We start from the raw sequence: 25,497 nt of genomic DNA on the forward strand, positions 1-25,497 counted from the left end.
CAGTTGTTTTGCCCTTTGTTGTTTATGCTTCTTGCACAGACGCACGCTGCGAGGTCTTTACGGTTACTTTGCTACAAAAGAATAATCGCCGGAGCCTAGCTCATAAACAGCTCTATCACCTTCCATGCGAAGGAATTTAATACCGTTTGCCGAACTGGCCTTCTTGCCGCCCTCTGTCACGCTCTTTTCAGAACTGGCCGGAATATACACGACTGCTTTTGTGTTGGCTGGCACTGAAATTTTCCAGGTAAATCGCTTCTTCTCCTTTTTCCAATCGCTTTTGATCAACCCATACATGGAATGATAACTGGCATTTACAAAATCTAAACCGTCGATCATCAGGGGCTTCATTTCTATCTGCTTAAACCCAGTCTGCTCCCGGCTCGATTTTATTCCGGCCAGGTCTTCGTAATACCAACTCACCAGGTCACCTAGCATCATTACATGGTTGTAGGAATTCATAGTGGGAGCGGCGGTATTGCCATTCCATAATTCCCAGATGGTAGTAGCTCCGTTTGCTACCATATAGCCCCAGCTAGGGTAGGTGGTGTTGGTGGCAAGTTTGTAGGCAAGGTCAGGTCGTCCGAACTCGGTAAGGCTGCGCATTATCCACTGGGTTCCTACCACACCCGTGCTTAAATGGCCTTTGTTCTCCACTTCAATGATTTTAACAATCGTGTTAACCAAGGCTGCTTCCTGCTCTTTCGGCACCAGTCCGAAGTATAAGGCCAGCAGGTTATCAGTTAGTTTATTTTCTCCATAGAAGGCACCTTCTGCATTGAAGAACTCAGTGTTAAAGCCTTCTCTCACTTTCTCAGCCAGGGCCTGGTAACCTGCAATGTCTCCTTCATTGCCTGTAAGGCGGGCAAAGCGCTGCATCATCTGCAAATAATAATAATGATAGGCAGTAGAGATCAGCTGGCTGGGATTCTTCACATTTGCGTTCATGCCTCTTCCTGCTTCAATAGTAGCCGGAGGTGCACACCAGTCGCCATAGCTGTCTTTCGTCATAATATAGCCATCACTCATATACAGATTCTGCATATACTGCAGCCACTTTTTCATGGACGGGTAATGCTTCTCGATTGGCTTTATATTTCCGTATTGCTGGTGCAGCATATCGGCGATCATGAGGTAAGTTCCTGCCCAGGTCATGTTATCGCTGTAGTAGCGCCAGAAGGCAGGAGCCACGTCCGGAATAGAGCCATCGGCTTTCTGGGCATACTGAATATCGTCCAGCCACTTGGCATACAGCTTGCCATTATCGAAAATAAAGCTTTCGCCATAGGCTATGGTTGGCCGGTCGCCCAGCCAAGGCTGCCGCTCATTCCGCTGTGGGCAATCCAGCGGCATCCCTTTGTAGTTTCCTCTTATGCCCCAGTAGGAATTTTCGTGCACCTGATTAATGATGGCATTGGAGGTTTTAAAGCTACCTACTGTTTTCATGGCATCGTTCACCACCCGGCCTTCAAAATTATTAACAGTAGCCTTGCCAGGAAAGCCGGACACTTCTACATAGCGAAAGCCATGGAATACAAAAGACGGTTCCCATTCTTCTTCTCCGCCACCCTTCAGCGTATAAATATCAGTTACTTTCGCATCGCGGATGTTTTCCAGGGCAAGTTCTCCTTTTTCGTTCAGGACTTCCGCAAATTTCAGCGTTACCTGGTCGCCCTTCTTGCCTTGCACTTTCATTTTTACCCAACCCACCATGTTCTGGCCCATGTCCACAATATAAGTTCCGGGCTTCAGCTGCTTTACAGAAACCGGTTTAAGCGTTTCCATAATTTTCATGTGCTCATTCATCTGCGCTTCAAACTCTCCGGTAGGTTCCTGCACGTACTCGGCCTGCAGCCACTGCTTGTCGTTAAACCCTACTGCGTTCCAGCCCGGCATTTCTTTGCGGGCATCATATTCTTCGCCATCGTACTCGTTGTTGGTCCGGATGGGGCCATTGGCCGTCATTTTCCAGCTTTCGTCTGTGCGGATTTTTTCGGTAGTACCATCGGTGTACTCAATTACAAGGTTGAGCAGCATTTTGGGGTAACCGAAGGTTTTGTTCTTGTAAGGCTTGTACTGCCGCATGGTATAGAAGCGACCGTTGCCTAACACAGTGGCAATCGCGTTTTTACCAGACTTTAGCTGCTCTGTTACATCGAAGGTGTTGTATTTTACATTTTCAGAATAGTCGGTAGGTGCGGGAGCCAGTACCTGGTCGCCTATGCGCTGCCCGTTGAGGTACAGCTCGTACAATCCAAGGCCAATGATGTATACTTTGGCTTTTTTTATTTCTTTAGGAGCCTCAAACTCCTTGCGGAAGTAGCGAGCGGAGAGACGAGAAAATCTTTCTTCCTGATCCCAGGGGAACAACTTGTCCATGCCGATCCAGCGGCCGACCCAGTCACCGTAATGCAGCAGCCCCATGCTCCAGTAGGCAGGAGTACTCCAGGAGCTCTCACCGTCTTTAGTCCAGGTTTTCACTTTCCAGTAGCACTCATCTCTGCTACTAAGGCGCTTGCCCGCATACTGCACATGCACCGACTGGTTAGAGCTTACCTTACCAGAATTCCAAAGGTCGCCTTCGTTGGCTGCTAGTTTTTCGGGAGTAGAGGCCACTAGTATCTGGTAAGCGGTTTGTTCTATGCCCCGCTGCTTGCCAGTCATTTCCCAGCTCAGACGTGGCATGGTCACATCAATTCCCTCCGGGTTTTGCAGCATCTCGCAGCGCAGGTTCTGCAACTGCACATTAGCGGTAGCCTCTCCTGTACTAAGGAGCGAGAGCATACCCGAGAGCAGGATAATATAAGAAATATAGAAACAGTTTTTCACGGATCGTAGCGCTTATGTTTGTAATCGTACTATGGTTATGGCTGAAGCATGTAAGCTTTTGCCTTTTAAGTTGAGGCGGTTAGCCTCCCAACAGGTAGTAGTGCTGTAGCCTGTTACTGCGTCAAATTAAAAATTAGAAATTAAAAATTATGATCGTGCGGGCAAGGGCGCTTCTGTCAACGACTCCACTTTCTCTCCATCACGTATTCAAAATTCCTTGCCAATTACTTCTATTTTCACATCTCCAAATTTTTACATCTCCACATCTTCAAATTTCCAAATCATCCAACCCAATTATTCCAATGAAAATGGCCTTCCAAAGCAAAAACTGGGCTTTTATGGCCTGGAGCTGCTCAGGGTCTTGGGTTGCCACTCAGGCGCATTGGTACGGAAAGGCCTGGCTGGCAATCCTTCTTTATTAAAAAAGTTTGATTGCGCCGCTTCGTTCCAGGCAAATCGCACGGCTGTTGGGGACTTTACTCCCGGCGCTGTCACCACCACAGTTTTTCCTTTGATGACTGCCTTTGCGGGCACAAACCTGCCATCTGCCCCTGCTATGGTAAACCAGGTAAGCGGCTTGCCGTTGTCGCTGGTAAGGCCGCTGCCAACATGGTCGAACTCCAGCACCGCCTTCATTCTCTTCACCTTCATCTGCTTAAACACAGGGCCAGAATATGTCACGTTTTGGCTATAACTTTTTGCCAATGCCACACTTGCCAGTCGTCGGCCAATTTCCCATTTATAAGTAGGGTGAATATCTGCGATGCTATCTACCAGATCGGTGGTCACAATCATTTCTGTTTCAGGTATCCGGAGTGCGGCTGCCTGTGCTTCCCAAAATTGGGGTAAAGTCTCTACGGTACGGGGATGCTTGTCTTCGCTCTGGGAATAAGCAAACGGCGCGATTTGCACATAGTAGAACGGCATTTCTGCATCGCGCCAGATGTGCCGCCAGGTGCTTATGAGGGCCTGCATTTTTTCGGTGTAGTCGAAGGTTTCGGCCTGGAAACAATTCGTTTCGCCCTGATACCACAAAAAGCCTCGTAAAGCAAAGGGAGCCAGAGGTTGAATCATGCCATAGTAGAACTTGCCGTTTTTGATGTCGCCTACTTCTTCCTGTGTTTTGGTGGCCTTTACATCAAAGCTCGTGTCTCCCTTTAAAGTCTGCTCCGGTGCCCAACGCTCTATGTGTGTGCCCGATACAGAGGCTGCAATAATGCCAATCGGAATGTCGAGGTTCTGGTGCAGCTTCTCGGCAAAAAAGAAACCTGGCGCCGAAAAGTCTTTTACCGACATAAAATCAGCTTCTTCCCAGCTACTGGGCAGGCCACCTTTTTTGTAATGGTCTTTTCTAACCAGGTACACCCTGATGTTGGGGTAATTTACTTTCTGCAGTTCTTCCTCTGTCATACCCTTGCTTCGTTTGGCATCGGCAAATTTGGCGCTTTTGGCCATGGTAAACTCCATGTTCGATTGCCCCGAGCACAGCCACACCTCTCCTACCAGCAGGTTCTCCAATGTAATGGTGTTCGATCCGGCAATGGTCATGGTGGCAGGAGTAGCAGAAGTTGTAAGTGGATCAAGCACCACTTCCCAGTTTCCGTCGGCACCAGCGGTTGCTTTCTTCTTCTGGTTACCAAAGGTTACTGTTATGGCTTCGCCTGGCGCTGCCTTACCCCAAATAGGCAGTGGCTTGTCGCGCTGCAGCACCATATTACTCTGCAGGATTTTAGGCAGCGTAATTTCGGCCTGCACACAAAAGGTGAGCAGGACCAGAAAAACACTTAAAAGAAACTTACTTATATGCATACTTTTTATTGCCTCGCTACACCCTCAGTTGGCTTTAAAAATGAACCAAAGTGTAGCATTGCCAATCATTTATAAGATTTTAGATACTAGAGGCTAGTTATTAGACCTTCGTTTAAATTAAGTGGTTAAAGATTTTAAATAAGAAAGTACACTCTCTATACAACCATTTAACAATTAAGCCATTCAGCCAATCAGCAACTAGCAACCACCAATTAAATTACTCTAATCAAAAAGCCCTTCCGGAGGCAAAAAATTTTTTTGCAGGCCTAGGGCTTACAGGTTCAGGCTTTGTGTTTTAAAAGACTTAATGAAGAAAGCTGCTTCTGCCTCTGGCTCTCCTGGGTTCTCCAGGTCGTAGTCCTGGTCGGTTGGCGTGTCGGCATCCGGAAATCGGCGCACTTCGCCGGTTCTGAACATTACACGCTCAATAGAGGCTACCGGTGCAAAGAATATGCGGGTCGATACTTTTTTACCATCTACAAAAACATGATAGGTTCTGGCAGCTACATCGGCCTCTACCCGCACGTTATAAGCCTTGCCTGCTTCGTATTTCATCATGCCAGAAAGTCTGTAACCGGCTTTGTTCTTAAAGCTTCCATCAGAGTCCAGTATCAGCCTTATGGCCGGGCTTCCCTTTGCATCCTGAAACTCGATGTGCAACTGACCTTTGTCGTTCTGAGCTGGTATTACTGCAAACTCTGCCGTTACTTGTTTAGAAGCCGGAATAACGCGTTCTGCCTTGGCATAATCGTAGCGGTCTTTGTCGCGGAGAGCCAGCGCCTTTGTGCCATCGGGTGCTTTCTCTAGTTTTACAGGTGCCCAAATCGGGCTATAGATGTTCCACTCTGTCAGATCCTTTAACTCGGCAAAATTGGCAAATACTTCATCGGCATGTTTGTCTGCTTTGCTTTTTACCGGCACCGGAATTTTGGAAATCCACATGTCTTCTTTGTTCATGCTGTAGGTTACCCACATGTTGCCATCCGGTGGCGTACCATTACCCGGCACAATACCTCGTACATATTGCGGACCATACGACTTGTAATTGCCGCCATAGCGCATTGGCGAAATCTCGCCGTTCACGAGCAACAAATCTTTGTATTCCAGACCATTATCACTGGTAGAAACAGCCAGTGGCCATCTGAATTCAGAAGGATTGTACACAGTAGCATAGCGGCCATCGGAGGTTTTCTGTCCCCATATTTTGGCGTTGCTGTTTACAAAGCCGGGAGCTCGCAGAGCATCGTACTGCCAGGTTTTGCCGCCGTCTTTGCTGATCGAGGTTAACGCATGCTTCCAGAGACCAACAGTTCTGCCATCTTTTAAATGATAGTAACTAAACGCTTTGTATTCTTTTTTCAGTGGAATAAGCGGGTCGTTTCGGTCTGCTTCCTCTACCCATTGCTGCATCATGAGTGGGTCGGCCATCAGTTCGTTGCAAGCCTTTACAAAGCCTTTGTCTTTGCTTTTGGTGTAGAAAGGATAGTCTGACTTTTTCTTATCCCAGGAAGAATTGTAGCGGATAAAGTAAATTGGGCCATAGGTGCCGTCTTTTTTGATTTCGCGCACCACGCGGCCAATGCCTTTACCATCGTTCGGATCGTCTTTTGCGTCCAGGGCGATACCATAATAAGCGATCGCCAGCAAACGATTATCTTTTGATACATAGAAGCCCATTCGTTGGTGCACAATGGCATACAGGTCTTTGGCTACACCGGGGTGCCCCTCTTTGCGGGTGCCATCCGGCACCTTGTAAGGAGGAAAAACGATTTCCGGCTCCGACCAGTTATAGCCGTCTTTAGAAGTAAGCAACAGCGTTTGGCTGGGCGGAATGTGCTCCCCAACAGGATCGCTCAGGTAATTCATGTAAAACGTGTTGTTCCAGTAGGCCAGCATGGGCGCGTGGTTGTAAGTCCACCCGAAACCATTGGCTTTGGAGGGGTTCTCCCGATTCGCCCGCACCACCTGTATATTATGCACCCCAATAGCCGGGCTCAGCTGCCCATGATGGTAATCCACATTCGATAAAGTGGTGCCGGTATACTTTACCGTATCCTGCGCTTCTGCTGTTATGCTCCATGCTCCTAAAAGCGCGACAACAGCTGCTTTGTACCCAAGTTTTAACATTATTTTGTAAATTTTTGATGCTGAATTTTAGATGGTGGTTATTAAACAAATTCCACTGTTTCTAAAATTTCAGCACATTATTCAAACTTAATTTTTATAGAGAAACCAGCCTATGTAAAGCAGCAACAAGAGGCTTCTCCAAGTATTTCAAACTCACTCAATCACTCCTTCGCTCTATCATTTCAAGCTTAGCCTTTCACCGTTTCCATCCAGGCCTGGGCCATTAGGCGGTTGCCGGCTATGGTTGGGTGCACGCCATCGTAGGTCCAGTATACACCCGGAGCGGTTTTCTGCGCTTTATCGAAAACGCTTTGATAGGGAATAAACACGGCACCGTAGCTGGCAGCTATTTCACGGGCTGCCTGGCGGTATTCGTTAAAGCCGGGGAACCAGGTTTCGTCTACAGATTTAACACCAGATACAGCAAAAGGCTCTCCTATTATCAGCTTTACCTCCGGGAAACGTTGCTTTGTTCTGTCGAGCAGGGCACTGTAATCATCCTGGTAGGTTTTAATGGTACCGGTATAGTCCCGTACCAGCGTGTGCCAGAAATCATTAACACCCACTAAAATACTAAGGACGTTTGGCTTTATGTCGAGGGCATCGGTGTCCCAACGCTCGGCCAACTGGTACACTTTGTTGCCACTGATGCCTTTGTTATAAATGTTCAGACCTTTGTTGGCCTGGTTGCAAAGCAGATCGGAGGCTGCCATAAACGCGTAGCCATTGCCTAGCGCCGAGGCACTGTTCACGGTGTTGTCGTCGCGCTTGCGGCGTGCATCCGTAATGGAGTCGCCCTGGAACAAAATGGTGTCGTTTTGCTGAAGACGGATTTTTTTCACCTTCTCCTTCGCCAAAGCCGACGATACAATAGCCGGTATACTCAAAGCTGCCAAACCACCGATAGAAGCGGTTTTCAAAAATTTCCTGCGGCCTTCGTTGTTCTCCTGGTGCATGTAAACTTGCTATTAGGTATTTGTGTATTATTCTAAACTTGCTGGTAAAGCAACTGAAACGTGTTTAAGGCTCTGTATTAGTTAGAGGCGTGGTTTGTTTTTCTGTTCTTCAGATTTTCCAGCACCTCTTCTGATGCCTTAAAAATGGTGCCATGCTTGTGTCCTTCTGGTACCTGCACCTGATCGGTGATGTCGGTAAAGTTTTTAAAGTCCTGCGTTTTCTTGGCACCGTATATCTTCTCCTCATACACATCGTAGTAGATCAGCCAATCGTCGCCAACTTTTACCACCGTAGGGCCTTCCATAAAATTACCGGTAAAAGGTTCCGACACATCAGTGTAAGGTCCCAAAGGATCTGTGCCAAAAGCTACTTTCAGGTTGCGGTTCGGACGGGTATTATCTTTGAGCACCTGCACATAATCGTTTTTGCCACGCTTCACGATCACGGCATCTATAATGCTGAAGTCGGGGTCCATGAAGAGCTTCGTTTCGGTAAAGGTTTTGAAGTCTTTGGTGGTGGTGTAGTACATGCGGTGGTTGTTATTCTCATCTTCTATGCCCCGCGGGAAACGGTGCGGAATAGTGGAGGCCCAGATAATGATGAAACGCTCATTCTCATCGTCGTAATACAGCTCCGGCGCCCACACGTTTACAGTAGTTGGCTCGTGCTTCATTACATCAATAAACTGCTGCTCCGACCAGTTCACCAGGTCTTTTGAGCTGGCGTAGCCAAAGCCATTGTCGCCGCGCCAGGCGGTGGTCCACACCAGGTGGAAAGTACCATCGGGGCCAGTAACAATAGAGGGGTCGCGCATGAGCTTGCCCTCCCCTGCATCAGGCTTCAGGAAAATCCCTTCCAGTTCTTCCCACTTGTAGCCATCGTAGCTGTAGAGCAGGCGTAGCCCTTCGTTGGCAGGCTCCCGGAAAGAGGAGAACATATACACTTCTTTGGCAGCTGCTTCGGCTGTCTCAGTTTCTTCTGCAGCCTCTTCGGTAGTAGTACCGCAGGCAGAAAACAAGAACAGGCCCAGTACGAAAAGGAAATATCTATTTATCATATCAGTTTAATTATTTTATAACCTTAGCTGAGGTGAAAGCCCTTTGCCTAAAATTTATCTATTTACCTCCGGAAGGCCATTTTCATTAGAAGAATTTGCGGTTGATTGCTGGTTGTTAGTTGCTATTTGTTAAATGATTGACTTTAGCACCTTGTATCCAACTTCTAACTCTTAACTAGCAAATGGCTACTGACCGTCGAGCACCAGTACCCAATCGTTTCCGTTGCGTGGCTCGCCTGGAGGATTAAACTCCACTACTCCTTTGTTCGGGAAAGTTTCTTCGAGTTCGGTGAAGGTGCCTTTTTTAGGGTTGAACCACGATGCCTTCACATTGTCGCCTTCTATTTTACCCATGTTCACGCTGATGTTCTTGCCGTTGTAGGTGTAGATAAAAGCGTACTTTTTGCCACGGGTAGCCACCTGGTAATCATATTTATCTCCAGGCTGCTTAGCCACCAAAGTCTGGTCTGGCACGCGCTCAAAGTAAGGGCGAGAGAGCATAAGTGTTTTCAGGTGCACCATTTGCATAGCGCCCGGGTGGTCTATGGCATCGTCCCAAACGCCTTTGCCACCAAAGGCACTGCCTTTGTCTGTTGGCTGGAGCATCTGCATTACTGTGTTGTGGCCATAGGTATAGCCGGCACCACCGGCAAGCACCGACCAGTAGCCATAACGGCGCACATCGCTGGCTCCCCAGTAAGGGTTCTCCGGATTATGCAGCCCCTGCGGAATCATTTCGTAAGATGGTTCGCCATCTAAAGTAGGTTTAGGTGGCGTTTTTTTCATGTCTTCCACAATAAAGCGCCAGTTGTCTTCGCCATAATGCAGTTCACCGGCAGAAGTATCCTGTGCATAATTGCGGTGCCCAGACTGAAACATGTTAAAGTCGAGCCAGTCTTCGTTATGGAACCAGGCCGAGGAGGTGGTTCTGCCCCGTGGATGGAAGGTAATGAGGTGGTTTTTATCTTTTTCGCGCAGGGTAGTACCAATTCGTTGCCATACCTCCAGCGAGTCGGAGCCTTTAATATCGCCACCGTTCAGCCAGATAATGTTTGGCCTGTCTTTGTAGCGATCTGCCAGCCAGGCTGCATAGGTTTCGCCTTGTGCCTGGTTTACATGTCCCTCTTTTACGTTAGTGCCCCAAATAGGCACCATCGCCATGTACAAACCTTTTTCTGCTGCCATGTCTACAATATAGTCCACATGGTCCCAGTAGTCATATTGGGTAGAGTCGGAGAAAGAGTTGCCTTCTGTTACTTTCGGTGTAGCTACGTTTTTATTCACCAGAGCTGTGTCGCCGTAGGCATTTACTGCTCCTACCGAGTGCAGCACCATCACCTGAATCACGTTAAAGCCTTTTTCTCGGCGGTTCTCCAGGTACAGCTCCGCATCTTCGCGGTTGAGTTTACCAAAAAGCAGCCAACCGGTATCTCCTAGCCAGAAAAAAGGATCGCCATTTTCTTTGGTAAAGTACCTGCCGTCGTCCGAGATTTTGAGCTTACCTACAGCACCTGTTTCGGCAGTTTCTTTTTGTTGCTCCTGCGATGTACAGGCTACTCCTACCAAAGTCAGTAGCACTAATGTAAAAATGTTCTTCAACATGTTCGGGTTAATTATGTATCGGGTTTTAATTTATAATCTGTTCTTCACTACTCCACAGCAAGGTTTATTTCTAAAGAAGATGCTTTTCTAAAACTGCTGTGCCTTTAGCCTGATGGAGCTAATGTCTAATTTTGATTTTTTAATTTGATAAAGTACTACTTTGTTACCCACAGTACCACCGGGCCAGAAGCGGGGCTGGCAAAATCAAGGGCTTTACCCCCTTTCACACGCTCCTCCTTTTTCAGCAACTGTCCGTTTTTAGGGTCGATATAACGCACTTTAAAAGTTCCGGCTGCACCTGTAAGGTCGAGTTTAAGTTTGTCGCCTGTATTGCTGTAGAGAATATAGCCCTTGTTCTTGTTCCCCAGCACCCATGGCCCCTCCAACTGATTCGGAGCGTTAAGGGGCTGCATGGTGGCGGCATCAGCCAAAAAGCCTGCAGGCGTGGTTCCCGGAATAGCGGCCAAAGATCCACCGGCCATGAATACGGCCCAGCTATGAGCGTCGTAATTGCCTTCGGAGTACATCACGGCCTTGTCCGGCTGCTTATCGCGGTACTCCCGCACACCACGGTACACTTGCTCTGCCGACCTTTTACCAGATTTTACCTGCCGGGCATGCTGTCGCGGTGACAGGTTCACGCCACCTTCCGGGGCGTATACACTACCGTCTTCACGGTAACTCCAATAGCGAATGTCTATTAAATCGATGGCGGCTGCCCTGGCCGGATCAGCCAGTATAGCATCCTGTACATCTTTGGTTGTGCTGAGGCCAACCAAGGCATTTTTACCAGTTTCCTTCTCCCACTCCAGAATTGTATCGATCCAGAATTCCACAAAATTTAAAGGCCCGGTGTACTCCGCACTGATCAGTTGAATGACGCCGGTATTGTCTGCAAAATTTTCCAGGCATTTTCTGATGTAGGTTCTGTGCAGGGCCCGGCGCTCAGGGTGCGTGATGTCATAAAACTGCTCTGCCATAAAAATGCGCTTATCGCCGGCATAAGGTGGCGGCTCCGGAAAACCGGTTTCGTTTATGTTGTTAGCTGGTCGCCAAGGCGAGTCGGACCAATGAGCACCAGCTTCCAATATATTGTGCTGAAAATAGTTCTGATGCACCAATACCAGTCCCTTTTGGTCCGCCAGATCAGCAAACTGCTTCAGGCGGTTCCAGTACCAGTAGTTAAACTGAGTCAAGTCGTATTTGCTCAGGCCATCCCAGGCAGTGCCTTCCCCACTTCTGGCAAAGGGTTGCTCATAAAACGGTGCCCACACTTCGCCGTCCATCCTTCTTACCCGCTCATGGTCGTCGCGGCGGCGCTCGTACCACAAGCCGTAATTATGCTCCAGGGCCACGACATCCCGCTGCTTCATGTCGTTAGTTACTTCTTCCAGGTCGTCTGTGAGCCCTAATCCGGTTCTACCCGGCACATAGCGTGTTACGGCAGGCTTTGCCTTCGGAAGCTCGTAGTAGCGCACGTCGCCTCTCCACCATGGAACATCTTGCCGTTTACCTGTAACCAGGCTGTTGCCTCTTACCAGCCAGCCGTTCTGCACCTGCATAGGAGCAGCCAGTTTAGCGGGTGGAGTCTTTTTCAAACCAATCTGGTCGATGGTTTTTACTTTGGCTACCTGCACCGGAATGACCACTCTTTCGGAAGCCTGGTCGATCCACTCGGTTAGTTGTGGTACTGTTGTTACAGCTTGTTTTGTTAAGAGAATTGCTTGCTCCACTGTTGGGCTGCTCGTGGCATCTGTCTCCATGGGGAGCAGGTAGGCACGTTCCATTACCTTTTCGCCTACTCTGTCGCTGAGTTGAGCATAATACAGGCTGCGTGGTTTCACGTGGCTGTTGGTGTTGCCCCAGTAGCCATCGCCTCCAAACTGCGACCAGGCACCAAAAGCCCAGTTCATGGCCGTTGGTGGTGCGTAGTTATCTATACGGGCAGCAGTAGATTGCCAAAACACACTGTTGGCTGCTGTCCAGCCGGCACCCTGAGCGTCCTGGTATCTGTTCTTAAAGCTAAGTGCCTGCCCGTCTACGTTTACAATATCAAATAAAACACCTGATGCCCAGCTATCGATGGCACCGCTGAAACTATGCGGCAGAAACGACAGGCATTGCACAAAAGCGTTAGGTCCGGCTGCCCGAAAGCCAACGGCAAAGTCATGGTAACCGTCCTCGCCGTACAGGCGCTGAAACAGCGTTTGCTGACCTGTGGTGTAAAATGTATAGCGCCGCTGCCCGCCTACTTCAGAAACAGGAGCCAACGATTTGCAGTCTTCTACAGTTATGCGTTTTGCTGTTTCATAAGCAGCCACAGCCGACCCGGCAAAGTGCCTGAAAATGATCTGCCGTACCCAAGCATCCTGCACATGGTCCATGGTAATGGCCATCCAGCGGTGAGCTTCGTCTTTGCGATTGTTTTTGTTATAGGTTGATTCCAGCCTCATGTTCTCTACCCCAACCTGCGAAATGCGGCCTGGCCAGGTATAGGGAATCAGGTTGCCTCCACCGTATGTAGCTTCTAAGGCTGTGGTAATGGGAGCGTCTAGTGTTATTGTATTTCCGTTCACAGCCACTACCGTCCGGTCCCAGTAAATGTCGCGTTCGCCTGGTTTCCAGCCAATGTAGCCTGTTTCTCCACCAAACTCTTCCATTTTGAGTTCCTGAATCCACTCTTTTGTACTTGGCCGATGCACCAGCACCTTGTCGCCTGTCTTAAATGCTTTTGGGTTAGCTACTTTTACTTGCGTGGCGTTAACAGGCACATAGGCATCCGTTATTTTTACCGCCTCTTTTAATTGTCTGTCGTTTTTCCCACAAATCTTTATCAATGTTTCGCGATCCTGGCCGTTTCCGAGCAATACTGTGCCACCGGCTTCCTCGCCACTACCCCGCAACACTACACCCGAAGCATTTAGCTGCAAGCTACCAAAAACTTCGTGGGTCCCTTTTTCGAGTAGTACAGCCCCCCTTATTCCCTGCTGGTCGGCGGGTAGTGCGGCTACATAATCAAGTGCAGCCTGTATGCGGGCGGTGGCATCGCCTTTAGTTACCGGCACAACCACTTTAATGGGAGCATCCGGAATAGCACGCTCCCCGGCCATGTACCCGCTGTATGAAAAATCAGGCACACGATTACCTAACGAATCTGGAGCATAGGCAAGCTTCCCGTCTGCTCCTACTGAAACAGGTGGCGCAGGAGGTGTCTTTTTGGCTTGTGCCCATGCTGCACTGTTTGGTAACAGAAAGCCTACTATTAACCAGGCAGTCACCAACACACTTCGCTTCAGCTTAAATCTACTATCCACAGATCCGATATTTCTCCTTTATTATAATTTTCTTTTGTCGCAGACAAAGACTTTGCTTCGCTGCTTTGTATCTATGCCTTTGCCCCGCCTCTAACTAAGCTAGAGAAGGCGGGGCAAAGGTCATGACTGTAAAATTTAGCTGGCCTGATGCGGCTTTTACTTTTTGGCTAAAGTATCTTTATTGTTTTTCAGATCCTTCCAGTCCACTTTTTTAGTTGGGTCTATGCCGTTGATGTACTTCTCGATGTTGGTATAACCATCGCCGTTCAGGTCGCCATTGGCATCAGAAGGATCGTTCGGGTTCAGACCGTATTTTTTCTCCCATTCATCTGGCATGCCGTCGTTGTCGGAGTCTTTGTAAGGCTTGCCTTTGTAAGCTGGGTAACCGCCAACCTGGCTGATGTCTGTAATGATTCCCTGCTTATAAGAATCTTCTGGTAAGCGGCGCTTAATGTATTCGCTGCCAACACCAGTTTTTCCGTTCTTTTTGTAAACCACTTTCCCTGTTCTTACCTGCTCCACAATACGGGTATCTACAGCATCTCTTTTAGGAAGCGTGGCACCTGCATTGGCAAGCACATACTCGTAGGCCTCCTGGGCAGGCATGATGGTTACAGCAGGCATGGCAAATGGTTTCTTCGTCCGGATATAGTCGGTATAGTCGCCAGCGTTGGGATTACTCTGCACTTGTACACCCCCATCCCAGTTGTCCTTTGTTACCTTCTCATTCCCTTCTACCACATTACCGTTTACATAGGCACGACCATACTCCTGTGTCCCTTTAGCAGAGCGATTAGACTCCGGCTTCAGGATGCGGTGGGCGATCGGCTGATCTTTGGGAGTAATGGGACCTGGCTTGTAGTAGTTGTTGATCATGTTAAACTGAGAACGATGATCGCCACCGTCTACAGAACGATTCCACCAGTTGAAGAGCACGTTGTTCACAAAGTTAAAGCTGCCATACATGCCTACCGAGGGGTTACGACTAATGTTGCTCGCCCACAAATTACGGGTAAAGGTGCTGTTCAGGCCACCAATAGTGCTACCGAAGGCATGGTTATAAGTATCCAGTGCCTCGGAAGAAATACAATTCTGGAAGGTAACATTCACCGTTGGCAACTTCTGCAGCTTGCCATCTCCGGAATCATACTGATGGCGGTACATGGAGATGTTTTCATCGAGTCCCCAACTGGCCGATACGTGGTCTATAATCAGGTTTCCGATGGGGTTGCCACCTAGTGCATCGTCGCGGCGAGCCACATCTGTTTCACCTCTTCTAAAGCGCATGTGCCGGATAATCACATCATGCGTATCGATCCAAACCGATTCACCGGCAATACAAACACCATCTCCGGGAGCAGTTTGTCCGGCAATGGTAATATAAGGTGCTCGTACAATAACAGGGCTTTTCAGTTTAATAATACCGGCTACGTTAAACACCACAATGCGGGCTCCACCCTGCTCACAGGCATCGCGGAAGCTGCCAGGGCCACTGTCGTTGAGGTTGGTCACCACATAGACTTTGCCGCCACGGCCACCAAAAGAGTACATACCACCACCTTCAGCTCCAGGGAATGCAGGAATATCGGCTTGTGGCAGATCAGACGGAACGGCAGCCCATGGAATATAAGGTTTTCCTTCTCGTGCTTCTCTGTCTATAATTGGCAGTGCCCGCTCCCATGCCTCATCAGAGCGGCGCTGTGCCTCATCGAGTTCGGCATCTGCCTTGGCCTGCACTTCTGGTGGAATGGTAGGATATTGGGCTGAAGCCGAATGCGTAAGAGCAAACATGGAAACAAGCGCGAAAACAGGAATGAAATACTTTTTCATGTTTGTGGGTTTGTAAGTGTAATTTAAAATATTGCCACCAGCCTAGTAAATACAAGCTATTGGCTGCCAGCTTTGAAGTATTAGTTAACAGCAGGTGCAGGTAGCTAAAAAAGTTTGAAGATATCAGCTGCTGTTAACAACTAATATCTTCAAACTTAAAAAGCAATCAGAGAACAGTTGTTTTCTTTCGCATACCTGTTGTTGTGAGTGTTAGCTTATTTGTAAGCCAGTGTATCTTTGTTGTTTTTAGGATCTTTCCAATCTATTTTTTTAGATGGATCGATACCGTTGATGTACTTCTCGATGTTGGTATAACCGTCGCCGTTCAAGTCGCCGTTGGCATCAGAAGGATCGTTCGGGTTCAGACCGTATTTCTTCTCCCATTCGTCAGGCATGCCGTCGTTATCGGAGTCTTTATGAGGCTTGCCTTTGTAAGCTGGGTAACCCCCAACTTGGCTGATGTCTGTAATAATACCAATCTTATAAGAGTCGATTGGCAGGCGGCGGTGCTCAAATTGTGTTTCTGGCAGCTTCACGTTTTTCTTCACGTTAACCTTACCTGTTCTAACCTGCTCTACTATGCGCACATCTACCGGATCACGCTTAGGCAAGGTAGCACCTGCATTTGCCAGCACGTATTTGTAAGCTTCCTGGGCCGGCATAATGGTCATAGGAGGCATTGGCATTGGACGTGTAGCACGCATTTTATCACGATATTCGCCAGTGTTCGCCAAGTCTTCTACCTGTACACCACCGTTCCAGTTATCTTTGGTAATGTGGTCATAGCCTTCCATAATGTTTCCATCTACATAAGCACGGCCAAACACCAGGTAACCCAGTTTGCTGCGGCCAGATTCAGGCTTCAGAATACGGTGACCTACCGGCGAATCGGTTGGTGTGGCTGGCCCTGGTTTGAAATAGTTGTTGATAATGTTGTAAGTAGCGGTATAATCGCCACCATCTACAGAACGGTGCACCCAGTTAAATACCACGTTGTTGGTGAAGTTAAAAATACCGTTCCAGCCGATAGAGGGGTTACGACCTGCATTGCTGGCCCACATGTTGCGCATGAAGCTACAATTTTCGCCACCCAGCGTGCTACCGAAGGCATGGTTCCAGGTATCCAATGCCTCTGAGAAAATGCTATTCTGAATTGTGATGTTTACTGTTGGGAGTTTCTTGTGCTTAGAGCCATCTCCCGGATCAAACATGTGGCGGTAAATTGACATGTTTTCATCTAAGCCCCAGCTCGCAGAAATATGGTCCATCATAATGTTACCCACAGGATTACCACCTATGGCATCATCGCGGCGACCCACAAAAGTTTCACCTCTTCTAAAGCGCATGTGGCGGATAACCACATCATGCGTATCGATCCAGACAGTTTCGCCGGCTACACAGACGCCATCTCCGGGAGCAGTCTGACCTGCAATGGTAATATAGGGTGCTCTTATAATAAGCGGGCTATTCAGCTTAATAATACCAGCCACGTTAAAAACGATAATACGGGCTCCACCCTGCTCGCAGGCATCGCGGAAGCTGCCAGGGCCACTGTCGTTGAGGTTGGTTACCACATAGACTTTGCCGCCACGGCCACCAAAAGAGTACATACCACCTCCTTCAGCTCCAGGGAAAGACGGAATATCAGCTTGTGGCAAATCAGTTGGTCGGCCAGCCCACGGAATATAAGGTTTTCCTTCTCGTGCTTCTTTCTCTACTATGGGCAGTGCTTTTTCCCAAGCCTCATCAGATCGGCGTTGTGCTTCTTCCATCAGCTTACTGCTCGCTTCCTGAACGTCTTTCGGAATTTTAGGATACTGCGCCGAAGCTGTCTGATTAATCCCCAGCATGGCGGCTAGGGTAAGAATTGGGATAAAGTACTTTCTCATATCAAAAATTAAAATTTCTAAGTTGATTTTTTATTAAAGCTAACTGTAGTAAAACCACGCGCTTTTTCTTTTCAGGATTGGAAAAAGCGTTATTCCACATGCTGAAGGCACCACTGCTAAGGTCTCCAATCCACCTTAATGTGCATTTTTGCTGACCTTCTACTAAATGGTGAGCACCGATATTGCTAGAAAATAACAGCTTGATATTTATTTAAATATAAATACGATTTTCAAATATACAAAATATATTCACAATCATTTGTTAGTTGACTAATTATCAAGCACTTCAAAAACCATCCGGCTACACAACTAAATAAACAGGCCTTTGGCTACTACAGACTGGTACACACATACCTTCAAGTAACCACTAGCCACACCTTCCGCTAAAATCAGCTTCTGGACCATTAAAAAAACTGGCTGCACAATATGCTCTAACCTCTTCAGATTAACCGGAGTGGCAACCTGTAATGGAGGCGATGCAGAAATCGACGTCATGCGCAAGCCTGGAAGGAACTGGTGAAGGCTGTTTATTTGCGACACCAGAATTAGAAATAAGGTCAGATCTGCTAATACAAATCTTTCTGTAAAATGCCTGTATATGTATTCTTAAGGTTGCCCTCATAATCTTACTCTCCCTATAGCAACTATGGGTACTCTACTACTTTACTTATGCCTGTTACAAGTTTATGCTCCCAAGCTGGTCTTTAATTCTGCTAATGAAACAGCCCTTCCGGAGGCAAAAACTACTTGGACTGCGCTTCTTGTTCTGCCTTTTCACGTGCTACCCATTCATCACCGGCTTTTTTAAGATCGTAACCGGCAGCTGAGAGATAGTTGTTTATTCTGCCTTTGTACTTGCCAAACCAGCCATGTTTCTTTTCTGAAGAACCGGCGTCCATGGCATGTTCGCGTGCTTCTACCAGCCAAGCCATAATCTGCGTTTTCTGCTCCTCAGTTAGGTTAGGCAGCATAGCCAGATAGCCTTTGTAGGTAATGGGCACTACACCGTAAGTCATACCGTCTTTCACCTGGTCTACTTGCTCCTCGTTTAGCTGCGATTGCAGGTTGGCGATAAACGTTTTATGCAGTTTCGCTAATTCAGCGTTGGTAAACTCGTCGATCTCAGCTACTCGTTTTTCGGCTGCCTGCTTGTTTGAGCCTGCAGTTGCTTTTACTGCTTTAACTCTGGCATCGCGCTGCTCATGTATCTTGCTTAGGTCGCGGTATTGCTGTGCCACATAGTTGCGAACCTTCAGCTTTTTGGCCTTGTCTGAGATGGCCATCTTTTCTACAATTTTGTCTGCCCGCTGATTTGTTACCTGAATGTAGGCTTGCGCCTCGTCTGTGGCTTTTTTCCCTTTCTGAGCCTGAGCAGGCGCTAACACAACCAACATCAGCCCTACCAACAGCAGGAAGCTTCTCATTTTCAGGTTTAATTTCAGGTTCTTCATATTATGTTATTGAAAATTATTGATCAGTTTTTTTGAGCAAAAAGCAATGCAGCAGGATTTACTATGTCAGCTAAAAAAGCCACTTCAGCTATAGTCATGCAACAACAGCACCAAGATAGCTTATTTATATATAAAGTTTATATTTATCACAAAGTTCCAACATTACTTACTACCGTTTGTGCTATTTATTAACCAATAACTGTAGAATTTTAGCATCATTTATCTCCTGACCTACAGATAGAGCAGCAGCAGCATAACAGACTCAAAAAGAAGACTTTTAACTATTGCCTTCGCCACACCGCTGCAACAAATTGTTATTTATGAAGCGGTTACAACTAAAAATCTGTAGCAGCGGTCTTCTGGGTATCTTTGACTGTGCAAAGCCTTTACAAGATACCTTCAACACACCAACCCACCACAATATCGTAGATTATCCGGCCTTCACACTGCGCTGAAATCGTTTTCAAAAATTTCAACTTTAATTTCTGCAGCAGGATTAGTTAGCTACTATCAGTTACAGGATCAGCGTTATCTGCTCTTGTTAAGATAAAAGTACAGGAAGCATTCTCATTAAATAAGAGCATTTCGTTCAATCCCGACTAATTGAGTACCAAACGGGAATTATTAAAGCTGAAAAAGAACCATCGGCACCTGAAATGGCGACTTCCACGCCTTTCGCTCTGCTATATTCTTCTTCATGTAGCATAAATTCTGCTAATAAAAACGTCCTTCCAGAGGCAAATTACAACCTAAACTCTACAGGGCTTCTCCCTGGCTTACCAGAGGTGCTTTTATTTTTGCAAACAAATAAGTATCTTTCAACATGAAAACGTTTTCATTAAGTTAAATTTCATTTTTGATCTCGCAACGTCTGTTCATAAACAAATCTATGTAATCGTTTTCAGCATAATTAACCGCCATTCCAAATGACTAAACTCACCGATGTAGCCAAAGCAGCAGGCGTTTCTATCGCCACCGTATCAAGGGTGCTCAACAACCCCGACTCGGTAAATGCGGCCACTCAGCAGAAGGTGCAGCAAGCCATTCGCTCACTTAATTACAAGCCCAGCCGGGTGGCCCAGCGGCTCAGGAGCAAAGGCGGCAACAGCAAGATTATTGGGTTGGTGCTCCCCGACATCCAGAACCCCTTTTATGTAGATGTGATCAGGGGAGTGGAAGAGGCCATGTATGAAAAGGGCTACGCTGCTATTATGTGCAACTTCGCCCAAAACGAAGACAAGGAGCGGCTCTACCTCGATATTTTACAATCGGAGTCGATCGATGGATTGATTGTGGCTCCTGTACACGGCCGCGACCAGAAGGTAGCCAATATGGTACTGAGCGGCCTGCCCATTATTTGCATCGACAGGGGACTGACTGGAGTAGAGGCAGACGTAGTACTGGTAGACAACCAGCAAGGAGCGTTTGATGCCATCAGCCACCTGATTAAGCTCGGGCACCAGCGCATCGCCTACATTTCTGGTTTACCGCAAATTCCTACCAGCAAAGCCCGACTCGCAGGCTATGAGGCTGCTTTTAAAGAGTACGGCCTGAAAGTAGACGAATCACTTATTAAATACGGAGATTCAAAACATGAGAGCGGCATGCGCCTTACGGCAGAGCTACTGAACCTTCCTACTCCTCCTACGGCCCTGTTTACAGGCAACAACCTGATTACACTTGGCGCCCTGGAAACAATTCATAGCCGGGGAGTTAAAATACCGGAGGAAATAGCGTTGGTTGGCTTCGATGATATGTACTGGTCTATCTCGCTGAACCCTCCGCTCACTGCTGTGCGACAACCCGGTTTTGAAATGGGGCAACGCGCGGCCGAGTTACTCTTTCAGCGCATAAAAGACCCAAGTCGGCCAACCGTAAAAGTGGTGTTCGATGCGGCCCTGCAGGTCCGGAGTTCCTGTGGTGCTGCAGCCAAAAATGCCAAACCATGATTTCTACTATGAAAAAGATATTCACACAAGAAAGACAATTAGCCATGGAGCCATTGCAGCTTACAAACAAAGAAATGACGATCCAGTTTCCGGGGAAGCTGATTTTTGGGAAAGGGGTACTCGCTAAACTCGCTGACGAAATCAGCGGGCTCGGCTGCTCCCGTGTATTCATCGTAACGCTTACCCCACTCCTGCCCCGGTTAGAGAAACTGGTACAGCAACTCAACGACCTGGGCATAAGCACCACTCTCGACACCAGTATTGTGCAGGAACCCACCTTCAGCGATTTTGAGCAACTGATGGAACAGGCCCAGCAAGCAGACCCCGAAGTAGTGGTAGGCATTGGCGGTGGCAGCGTACTCGATGTTGCCAAACTGGTTGCAGCCCAGCTCGGCAACGACCAGACCCTGCAGGAGATCGTAGGCATCGGCAACCTGAAGGGCCGTAGCCGCAAACTAATCTGCCTGCCTGCCACAGCTGGCACAGGTAGCGAAGTATCGCCTAACGCCATCCTGCTCGACGATGCCGACAATCAGAAGAAAGGTATCATTAGCCCGTACCTGCTGCCCGACATCGTGTATGTAGACCCTTTGTTAACTATGAGCGTGCCGGCACAAATCACAGCTGTTACCGGCCTAGATGCGCTAACTCATTGCCTGGAAGCCTACACAAACAAATTTTCGCAGCCTTTCATCGATATGTTTGCGCTGGAAGGAGTACGCCTGATCGCTGCGAACCTGGTAAAGGCCGTTCAGAATGGCGAAGACGAAGAGGCCCGTACGCAGGTGGCTATGGGCAGTATGTTGGGCGGCTTCTGCCTTGGCCCGGTAAATACAGCCGGTGTACATGCGCTGGCCTACCCGCTGGGCAGCATGTTCCATCTGGCACACGGCCTGAGCAATGCGTTGCTGCTGCCTTACGTCATGGAGTTTAACTTACAGGCTGCGCCAGAGCGCTTTGCTGCCATAGCCGTAGCTTTGGGCTGCACTCCAGGCAGTAACCATCAGGAAACAGCCCAAAAGGGAATAGCTAAAATCAGGTCTATTATAAAGCAATGCGGAGCACCTGCCCGGCTACGCGAAGTAAACATTCCACAAGACGCTATTCTTCCGATGGCTCAGGATGCCATGAAAATAACCCGGCTCCTGAAAAACAACCCACGCCCTATCACCGTGATTGACGCCGTGGATATTTATACAGCTGCTTATTAGGGATTTTACCAAACTCAAAATTAGAAATATTGAAGGGGCAAGAGAGGGAGAAATCAGGATTTAGGAAAGGTAAATGCATATAGAGAAAATGCAGGACGACGAGATAAAAATATTACCACATTCTCTCAACCATTCATTCAAAATTTCTCTTACCAGCCAATTAATAAGTAGTATCAACGATAAATTATTCTAATAAAAAAGGCCTTCAGGAGCTTTTAAGACTTAAATTAACTTAGGGCTTTACGAATACGAAATAAAATAACCTGTTATGCAACAGAAAAAGAAATACCAGGGCGTAATAGTACCGGTAGTCACTCCCTTGACCGCCGATTACCAGCTCGACCAAAAAGCCGTAGACCAAATTTTGGCAAATTTCAGGCAGCACAACACCAAGCCATTTATTCTTGGCACCACAGGCGAGGCAGCCTCTATTCCTTTCTCAGTGAAAGAAGACTATATAAAGTATCTTGGCAAGAGTAAACAGGCTGGAGAAACTTTTTATGCTGGTATTGCCGCCAACGTGCTGCAGGAGTCGGTGGAGTTAGCGAAACGCTGCTTCGATGCCGGTATTGACGTGGTAGCTGCTAACCTTCCCTCCTACTACGCCCTCACCGAAGACCAGATGCTGCGCTATTTTGAGCAGCTGGCCGACCAGGTGCAAGGGCCGCTCATTATTTACAACATTCCGGCCACCACACACATGTCTATACCACTGCCAGTGCTCGACAAACTGAGCCAGCACGAGAACATTGTGGGCGTAAAGGATTCAGAGCGTAGCGAGGAGCGGATGCAGGAATCGTTGCGTTTGTGGGCCAACCGCGAAGACTTTAGCTATTTTCTGGGCTGGGCGGCGCAGTCGGCGGAGTGCCTTTTCAGGGGTGGAGACGGCTTGATTCCGAGCACCGGCAACTTTATTCCGGGCATTTACAAAGAAATGTACGAGGCGGTGGCGCAAAGCGACCGGGAGAAGGCATTTCAGTTGCAGCAACACTCCGACCAGCTAGGCGCTGTTTACCAGGCAGGCCGCACTCTGGGGCAATCGTTGTGGGCGCTGAAAGTGCTTATGCAGGAGGCAGGTCTTTGCCAGCCCCACATGATGCCACCTCTCATCCAAGGCACTGAGGCCGAGGCAGCAGCTTTGCGCCAGAGCCTGCAGGAACTTATATCAAAAGAAAACATCCACTTTACTAGCACCAACTCATATGCCTAATAAACCAATCATCGGAGTAACCATGGGCGATCCGGCCAGCATTGGCCCCGAAATCGCCGTGAAAGCCTTATTGGATGAAAACATCCATGCCATTTGTAAGCCGCTTGTAGTAGGCGATGCAAATGTTTTTCAGCATATCATCGACAGGCTAGGCCTGAGTGCCCGCGTAAACGCCATTCAGGATGTGAAAGAGGCAAAATTCGCGATAGGAGAAGTTGACGTGTTCGATCTGCAGAACGTAGACATGGCGCAGCTGGCCTTCGGCGAAATTTCGGCCATGGCAGGCGGCGCTTCTTTTGAGGCCGTAGAGAAAGTAATACAATTGGCGCTGGCAAACGAGATCGATGCCACTGTAACCGGCCCGATCAACAAAAAATCTATCAACGAGGCCGGCCACCATTTTGCTGGTCACACCGAAATTTACGCGCAGTATACCAACACCAAAAAATACGCGATGTTGCTGGCGGAAGATAATCTGCGGGTTATCCACGTGTCTACCCACGTATCGCTGCGCCAGGCCTGCGACAATGTAAAAAAAGACCGCATACTCGAAGTTACCGACTTACTGCAAAACGGACTGAAACAGCTGGGTATCAGCAACCTGAAAATTGGTATTGCCGGCCTTAACCCACACGCAGGCGACTCCGGTTTGTTTGGCACCGAAGAGGCAGAAGAAATACTACCTGCCGTAGAAGAAGCGCTTCGCCTGGGTTACGATGTAGAAGGCCCTGTTCCGGCCGACACCATGTTCTCTAAGGCTGCCACGGGCTATTATGGCGGTGTAGTGGCCATGTACCACGATCAGGGCCACATTCCGTTTAAGCTATCGGGCTTTAAATGGAATGCCGAGAAAAAGCAGATGGACAGTGTGAAAGGCGTGAACATTACCATGGGCCTGCCCATAATCCGCACCTCCGTAGACCACGGCACCGCTTTTGAGATTGCCGGGAAAGGTGTTGCCAGCCCCGATGCCATGGTGCTTGCCATTGAACACGCTGTGCAGCTGGCAAAATACCGGTTGACAGAAAAAACAGCCGTTCCTTCATGATAGCAGTTATTGCGGATGATTTAACCGGAGCAGCAGAGCTGGGAGGCATTGGGCTGCGCTTTAATTTGAAGGTAGAGATAAATGCAGCAGTAAACCTTAATTCCAAAGCCGACCTGCTGGTGATCTCTACCGACACCCGCTCTAAACCCAGGGTGGAAGCGGTGGAGCAAATGGCAAAAGTTACCGAAGAGCTGCTACAGCTAAACCCAACGCTGATTTTTAAAAAAGTAGACTCTGTGCTGCGGGGACACGTAGTGGCCGAAATAGAGGCGCAGCTACGTGTGCTGCAACTTAAGCGCGCTCTGCTGGTGCCGGCTAATCCGGCGCTGGGGAGAGTATTAACAAAGGGAGAGTACCTGATCAATGGACAGCCAATTCACCAGACCAGCTTTTCCCACGACCCGGAGTTTGCGATTACCACCTCATCGGTACTCGGTATTTTAGGTGGCAGCGAGTTGCCCATACAAGTACAGCACCACCAGGAGCCCATGGCTTCCACAGGCATATTAGTAGGCGAGGCTACCAGCACCGCTGACCTGCAGGCCTGGGCCAGCCACTCGGATAGCCATACCTTTGCCGCCGGTGCCTCTGGCTTTTTCACAGCCTTGCTCCATAAGCTTCTGCCACAGGCAAATGGTTTTCAAACTACTACTCAAGATCCCTTTGAGGAGCCGGCTTTGTATGTGTGCGGCACCACCTTTAGCAAAAGCCGTGATGCGATTCAACAGATAAATGAAAACGGCGGGCCGGTGTGTTACATGCCTGCTGCCATTGCCCTGGCCACTCACCCCGAAGAAGTTGCCTACCAGCAATGGACCTCCGAGATTTTGAGCTGCCTGAGCACCACCGGCAAGGCCGTAATAGCCATTGCCGCCGAAACTACGGCAGGTGCCAGTGTAAGTGCCGATGACCTGAGAAAGAAAACAGCTCGCGTGGTGCAACTGGTAACGCTACAATACCATAACCTGAAGGAACTCGTGCTGGAAGGCGGCTCTACTGCTTTTGCAGTGCTACAAGCCTTGCAGCTTCAGGAGTTTTACCCCATCCGGGAGGTGAGCCCCGGCGTTATCAGAATGCGGGTAGCTGCCAAGCCTGGTCTCTGCCTCACCTTAAAACCCGGCAGCTATGCCTGGAGCACCGATATCTGGAACTTTGACACGCAACAAACTCAGGTGCCGTAGCAGAAACAGTTTAACTTGCCCTATAACCGCAGC

The 25,497-nt window shown here is 48.4% G+C and carries 16 protein-coding genes; 5 read left to right on the forward strand and 11 right to left on the reverse strand.

Translation table 11 applies throughout. The annotated features are described in order from the left end of the window. Positions 1 to 63 precede the first annotated feature (63 nt). From ACMA1I_RS09370 to ACMA1I_RS09420, 11 genes are all read right to left on the reverse strand, one after another. Positions 64 to 2,829 (reverse strand): glycoside hydrolase family 78 protein, encoded by a 2,766-nt coding sequence (locus tag ACMA1I_RS09370; protein ID WP_337068055.1) that lies wholly within the window; start codon positions 2,827 to 2,829, stop codon positions 64 to 66. A 336-nt stretch (positions 2,830 to 3,165) separates the two neighbouring features. Further along, complete coding sequence (locus ACMA1I_RS09375; RefSeq protein ID WP_337068056.1) at positions 3,166 to 4,638, reverse strand: sialate O-acetylesterase; 1,473 nt, start codon at positions 4,636 to 4,638, stop codon at positions 3,166 to 3,168. Between the two features lie 273 nt (positions 4,639 to 4,911). After that, positions 4,912 to 6,765, reverse strand: a complete 1,854-nt coding sequence (locus ACMA1I_RS09380; protein ID WP_337068057.1) for an exo-alpha-sialidase — start codon at positions 6,763 to 6,765, stop codon at positions 4,912 to 4,914. Positions 6,766 to 6,953: 188 nt separating this feature from the next. Next, entirely contained in the window at positions 6,954 to 7,721 is a 768-nt protein-coding gene (locus ACMA1I_RS09385; protein WP_337068058.1) for an SGNH/GDSL hydrolase family protein, read from the reverse strand. A gap of 77 nt (positions 7,722 to 7,798) precedes the next feature. Continuing rightward, positions 7,799 to 8,779, reverse strand: a complete 981-nt coding sequence (locus tag ACMA1I_RS09390; RefSeq protein ID WP_337068059.1) for a glycoside hydrolase family 43 protein — start codon at positions 8,777 to 8,779, stop codon at positions 7,799 to 7,801. A gap of 186 nt (positions 8,780 to 8,965) precedes the next feature. After that, a complete protein-coding gene (locus ACMA1I_RS09395; protein WP_337068060.1) occupies positions 8,966 to 10,381 on the reverse strand; it encodes a glycoside hydrolase family 140 protein in 1,416 nt (471 codons plus the stop codon). A gap of 155 nt (positions 10,382 to 10,536) precedes the next feature. Continuing rightward, on the reverse strand, positions 10,537 to 13,695 hold the full coding sequence (locus ACMA1I_RS09400) for a DUF6298 domain-containing protein (protein WP_337068061.1): 3,159 nt from the start codon (positions 13,693 to 13,695) through the stop codon (positions 10,537 to 10,539). A 156-nt stretch (positions 13,696 to 13,851) separates the two neighbouring features. Next, positions 13,852 to 15,525, reverse strand: coding sequence for a polysaccharide lyase (locus tag ACMA1I_RS09405; RefSeq protein ID WP_337068062.1), 1,674 nt, complete (start codon positions 15,523 to 15,525; stop codon positions 13,852 to 13,854). A 215-nt stretch (positions 15,526 to 15,740) separates the two neighbouring features. Further along, positions 15,741 to 17,414 (reverse strand): thrombospondin type 3 repeat-containing protein, encoded by a 1,674-nt coding sequence (locus tag ACMA1I_RS09410; protein WP_337068063.1) that lies wholly within the window; start codon positions 17,412 to 17,414, stop codon positions 15,741 to 15,743. Between the two features lie 309 nt (positions 17,415 to 17,723). Continuing rightward, positions 17,724 to 17,909 (reverse strand): hypothetical protein, encoded by a 186-nt coding sequence (locus ACMA1I_RS09415; protein WP_414703891.1) that lies wholly within the window; start codon positions 17,907 to 17,909, stop codon positions 17,724 to 17,726. 248 nt (positions 17,910 to 18,157) lie between these two features. After that, positions 18,158 to 18,865 (reverse strand): DUF3826 domain-containing protein, encoded by a 708-nt coding sequence (locus ACMA1I_RS09420; protein WP_337068064.1) that lies wholly within the window; start codon positions 18,863 to 18,865, stop codon positions 18,158 to 18,160. Between the two features lie 926 nt (positions 18,866 to 19,791). Here ACMA1I_RS09420 and ACMA1I_RS09425 point away from each other — a divergent pair. The 5 genes from ACMA1I_RS09425 (at position 19,792) to ACMA1I_RS09445 (ending at position 25,464) form a co-directional block, all read left to right on the forward strand. Beyond that, complete coding sequence (locus ACMA1I_RS09425) at positions 19,792 to 20,814, forward strand: LacI family DNA-binding transcriptional regulator (protein WP_337068065.1); 1,023 nt, start codon at positions 19,792 to 19,794, stop codon at positions 20,812 to 20,814. An 8-nt stretch (positions 20,815 to 20,822) separates the two neighbouring features. Further along, entirely contained in the window at positions 20,823 to 22,025 is a 1,203-nt protein-coding gene (locus ACMA1I_RS09430; protein ID WP_337068066.1) for an iron-containing alcohol dehydrogenase, read from the forward strand. Positions 22,026 to 22,293: 268 nt separating this feature from the next. Beyond that, on the forward strand, positions 22,294 to 23,235 hold the full coding sequence (locus tag ACMA1I_RS09435) for a dihydrodipicolinate synthase family protein (protein WP_337068067.1): 942 nt from the start codon (positions 22,294 to 22,296) through the stop codon (positions 23,233 to 23,235). Then, positions 23,228 to 24,283, forward strand: coding sequence for a 4-hydroxythreonine-4-phosphate dehydrogenase PdxA (gene pdxA, locus ACMA1I_RS09440; RefSeq protein WP_337068068.1), 1,056 nt, complete (start codon positions 23,228 to 23,230; stop codon positions 24,281 to 24,283). The genes ACMA1I_RS09435 and pdxA overlap by 8 nt, the downstream gene beginning before the upstream one ends. Further along, positions 24,280 to 25,464 (forward strand): four-carbon acid sugar kinase family protein, encoded by a 1,185-nt coding sequence (locus ACMA1I_RS09445; RefSeq protein WP_337068069.1) that lies wholly within the window; start codon positions 24,280 to 24,282, stop codon positions 25,462 to 25,464. Before pdxA ends, ACMA1I_RS09445 begins: the two co-directional genes overlap by 4 nt. Positions 25,465 to 25,497: the final 33 nt, after the last annotated feature.

Origin of the sequence: Pontibacter sp. 13R65, from assembly GCF_047525655.1 — a bacterium.
Lineage (GTDB): Bacteria > Bacteroidota > Bacteroidia > Cytophagales > Hymenobacteraceae > Pontibacter.

What these genes read in the sequence shown, in the direction of transcription:
- ACMA1I_RS09420 (WP_337068064.1), bottom strand. Translation starts at nt 18,865, where the DNA reads ATGAAGAACCTGAAATTAAACCTGAAAATGAGAAGCTTCCTGCTGTTG.
- ACMA1I_RS09445 (WP_337068069.1), top strand. Translation starts at nt 24,280, where the DNA reads ATGATAGCAGTTATTGCGGATGATTTAACCGGAGCAGCAGAGCTGGGA.
- ACMA1I_RS09385 (WP_337068058.1), bottom strand. Translation starts at nt 7,721, where the DNA reads ATGCACCAGGAGAACAACGAAGGCCGCAGGAAATTTTTGAAAACCGCT.
- ACMA1I_RS09395 (WP_337068060.1), bottom strand. Translation starts at nt 10,381, where the DNA reads ATGTTGAAGAACATTTTTACATTAGTGCTACTGACTTTGGTAGGAGTA.
- ACMA1I_RS09415 (WP_414703891.1), bottom strand. Translation starts at nt 17,909, where the DNA reads ATGACGTCGATTTCTGCATCGCCTCCATTACAGGTTGCCACTCCGGTT.
- ACMA1I_RS09430 (WP_337068066.1), top strand. Translation starts at nt 20,823, where the DNA reads ATGAAAAAGATATTCACACAAGAAAGACAATTAGCCATGGAGCCATTG.
- ACMA1I_RS09380 (WP_337068057.1), bottom strand. Translation starts at nt 6,765, where the DNA reads ATGTTAAAACTTGGGTACAAAGCAGCTGTTGTCGCGCTTTTAGGAGCA.
- pdxA (WP_337068068.1), top strand. Translation starts at nt 23,228, where the DNA reads ATGCCTAATAAACCAATCATCGGAGTAACCATGGGCGATCCGGCCAGC.
- ACMA1I_RS09375 (WP_337068056.1), bottom strand. Translation starts at nt 4,638, where the DNA reads ATGCATATAAGTAAGTTTCTTTTAAGTGTTTTTCTGGTCCTGCTCACC.
- ACMA1I_RS09405 (WP_337068062.1), bottom strand. Translation starts at nt 15,525, where the DNA reads ATGAAAAAGTATTTCATTCCTGTTTTCGCGCTTGTTTCCATGTTTGCT.
- ACMA1I_RS09425 (WP_337068065.1), top strand. Translation starts at nt 19,792, where the DNA reads ATGACTAAACTCACCGATGTAGCCAAAGCAGCAGGCGTTTCTATCGCC.
- ACMA1I_RS09435 (WP_337068067.1), top strand. Translation starts at nt 22,294, where the DNA reads ATGCAACAGAAAAAGAAATACCAGGGCGTAATAGTACCGGTAGTCACT.
- ACMA1I_RS09390 (WP_337068059.1), bottom strand. Translation starts at nt 8,779, where the DNA reads ATGATAAATAGATATTTCCTTTTCGTACTGGGCCTGTTCTTGTTTTCT.
- ACMA1I_RS09410 (WP_337068063.1), bottom strand. Translation starts at nt 17,414, where the DNA reads ATGAGAAAGTACTTTATCCCAATTCTTACCCTAGCCGCCATGCTGGGG.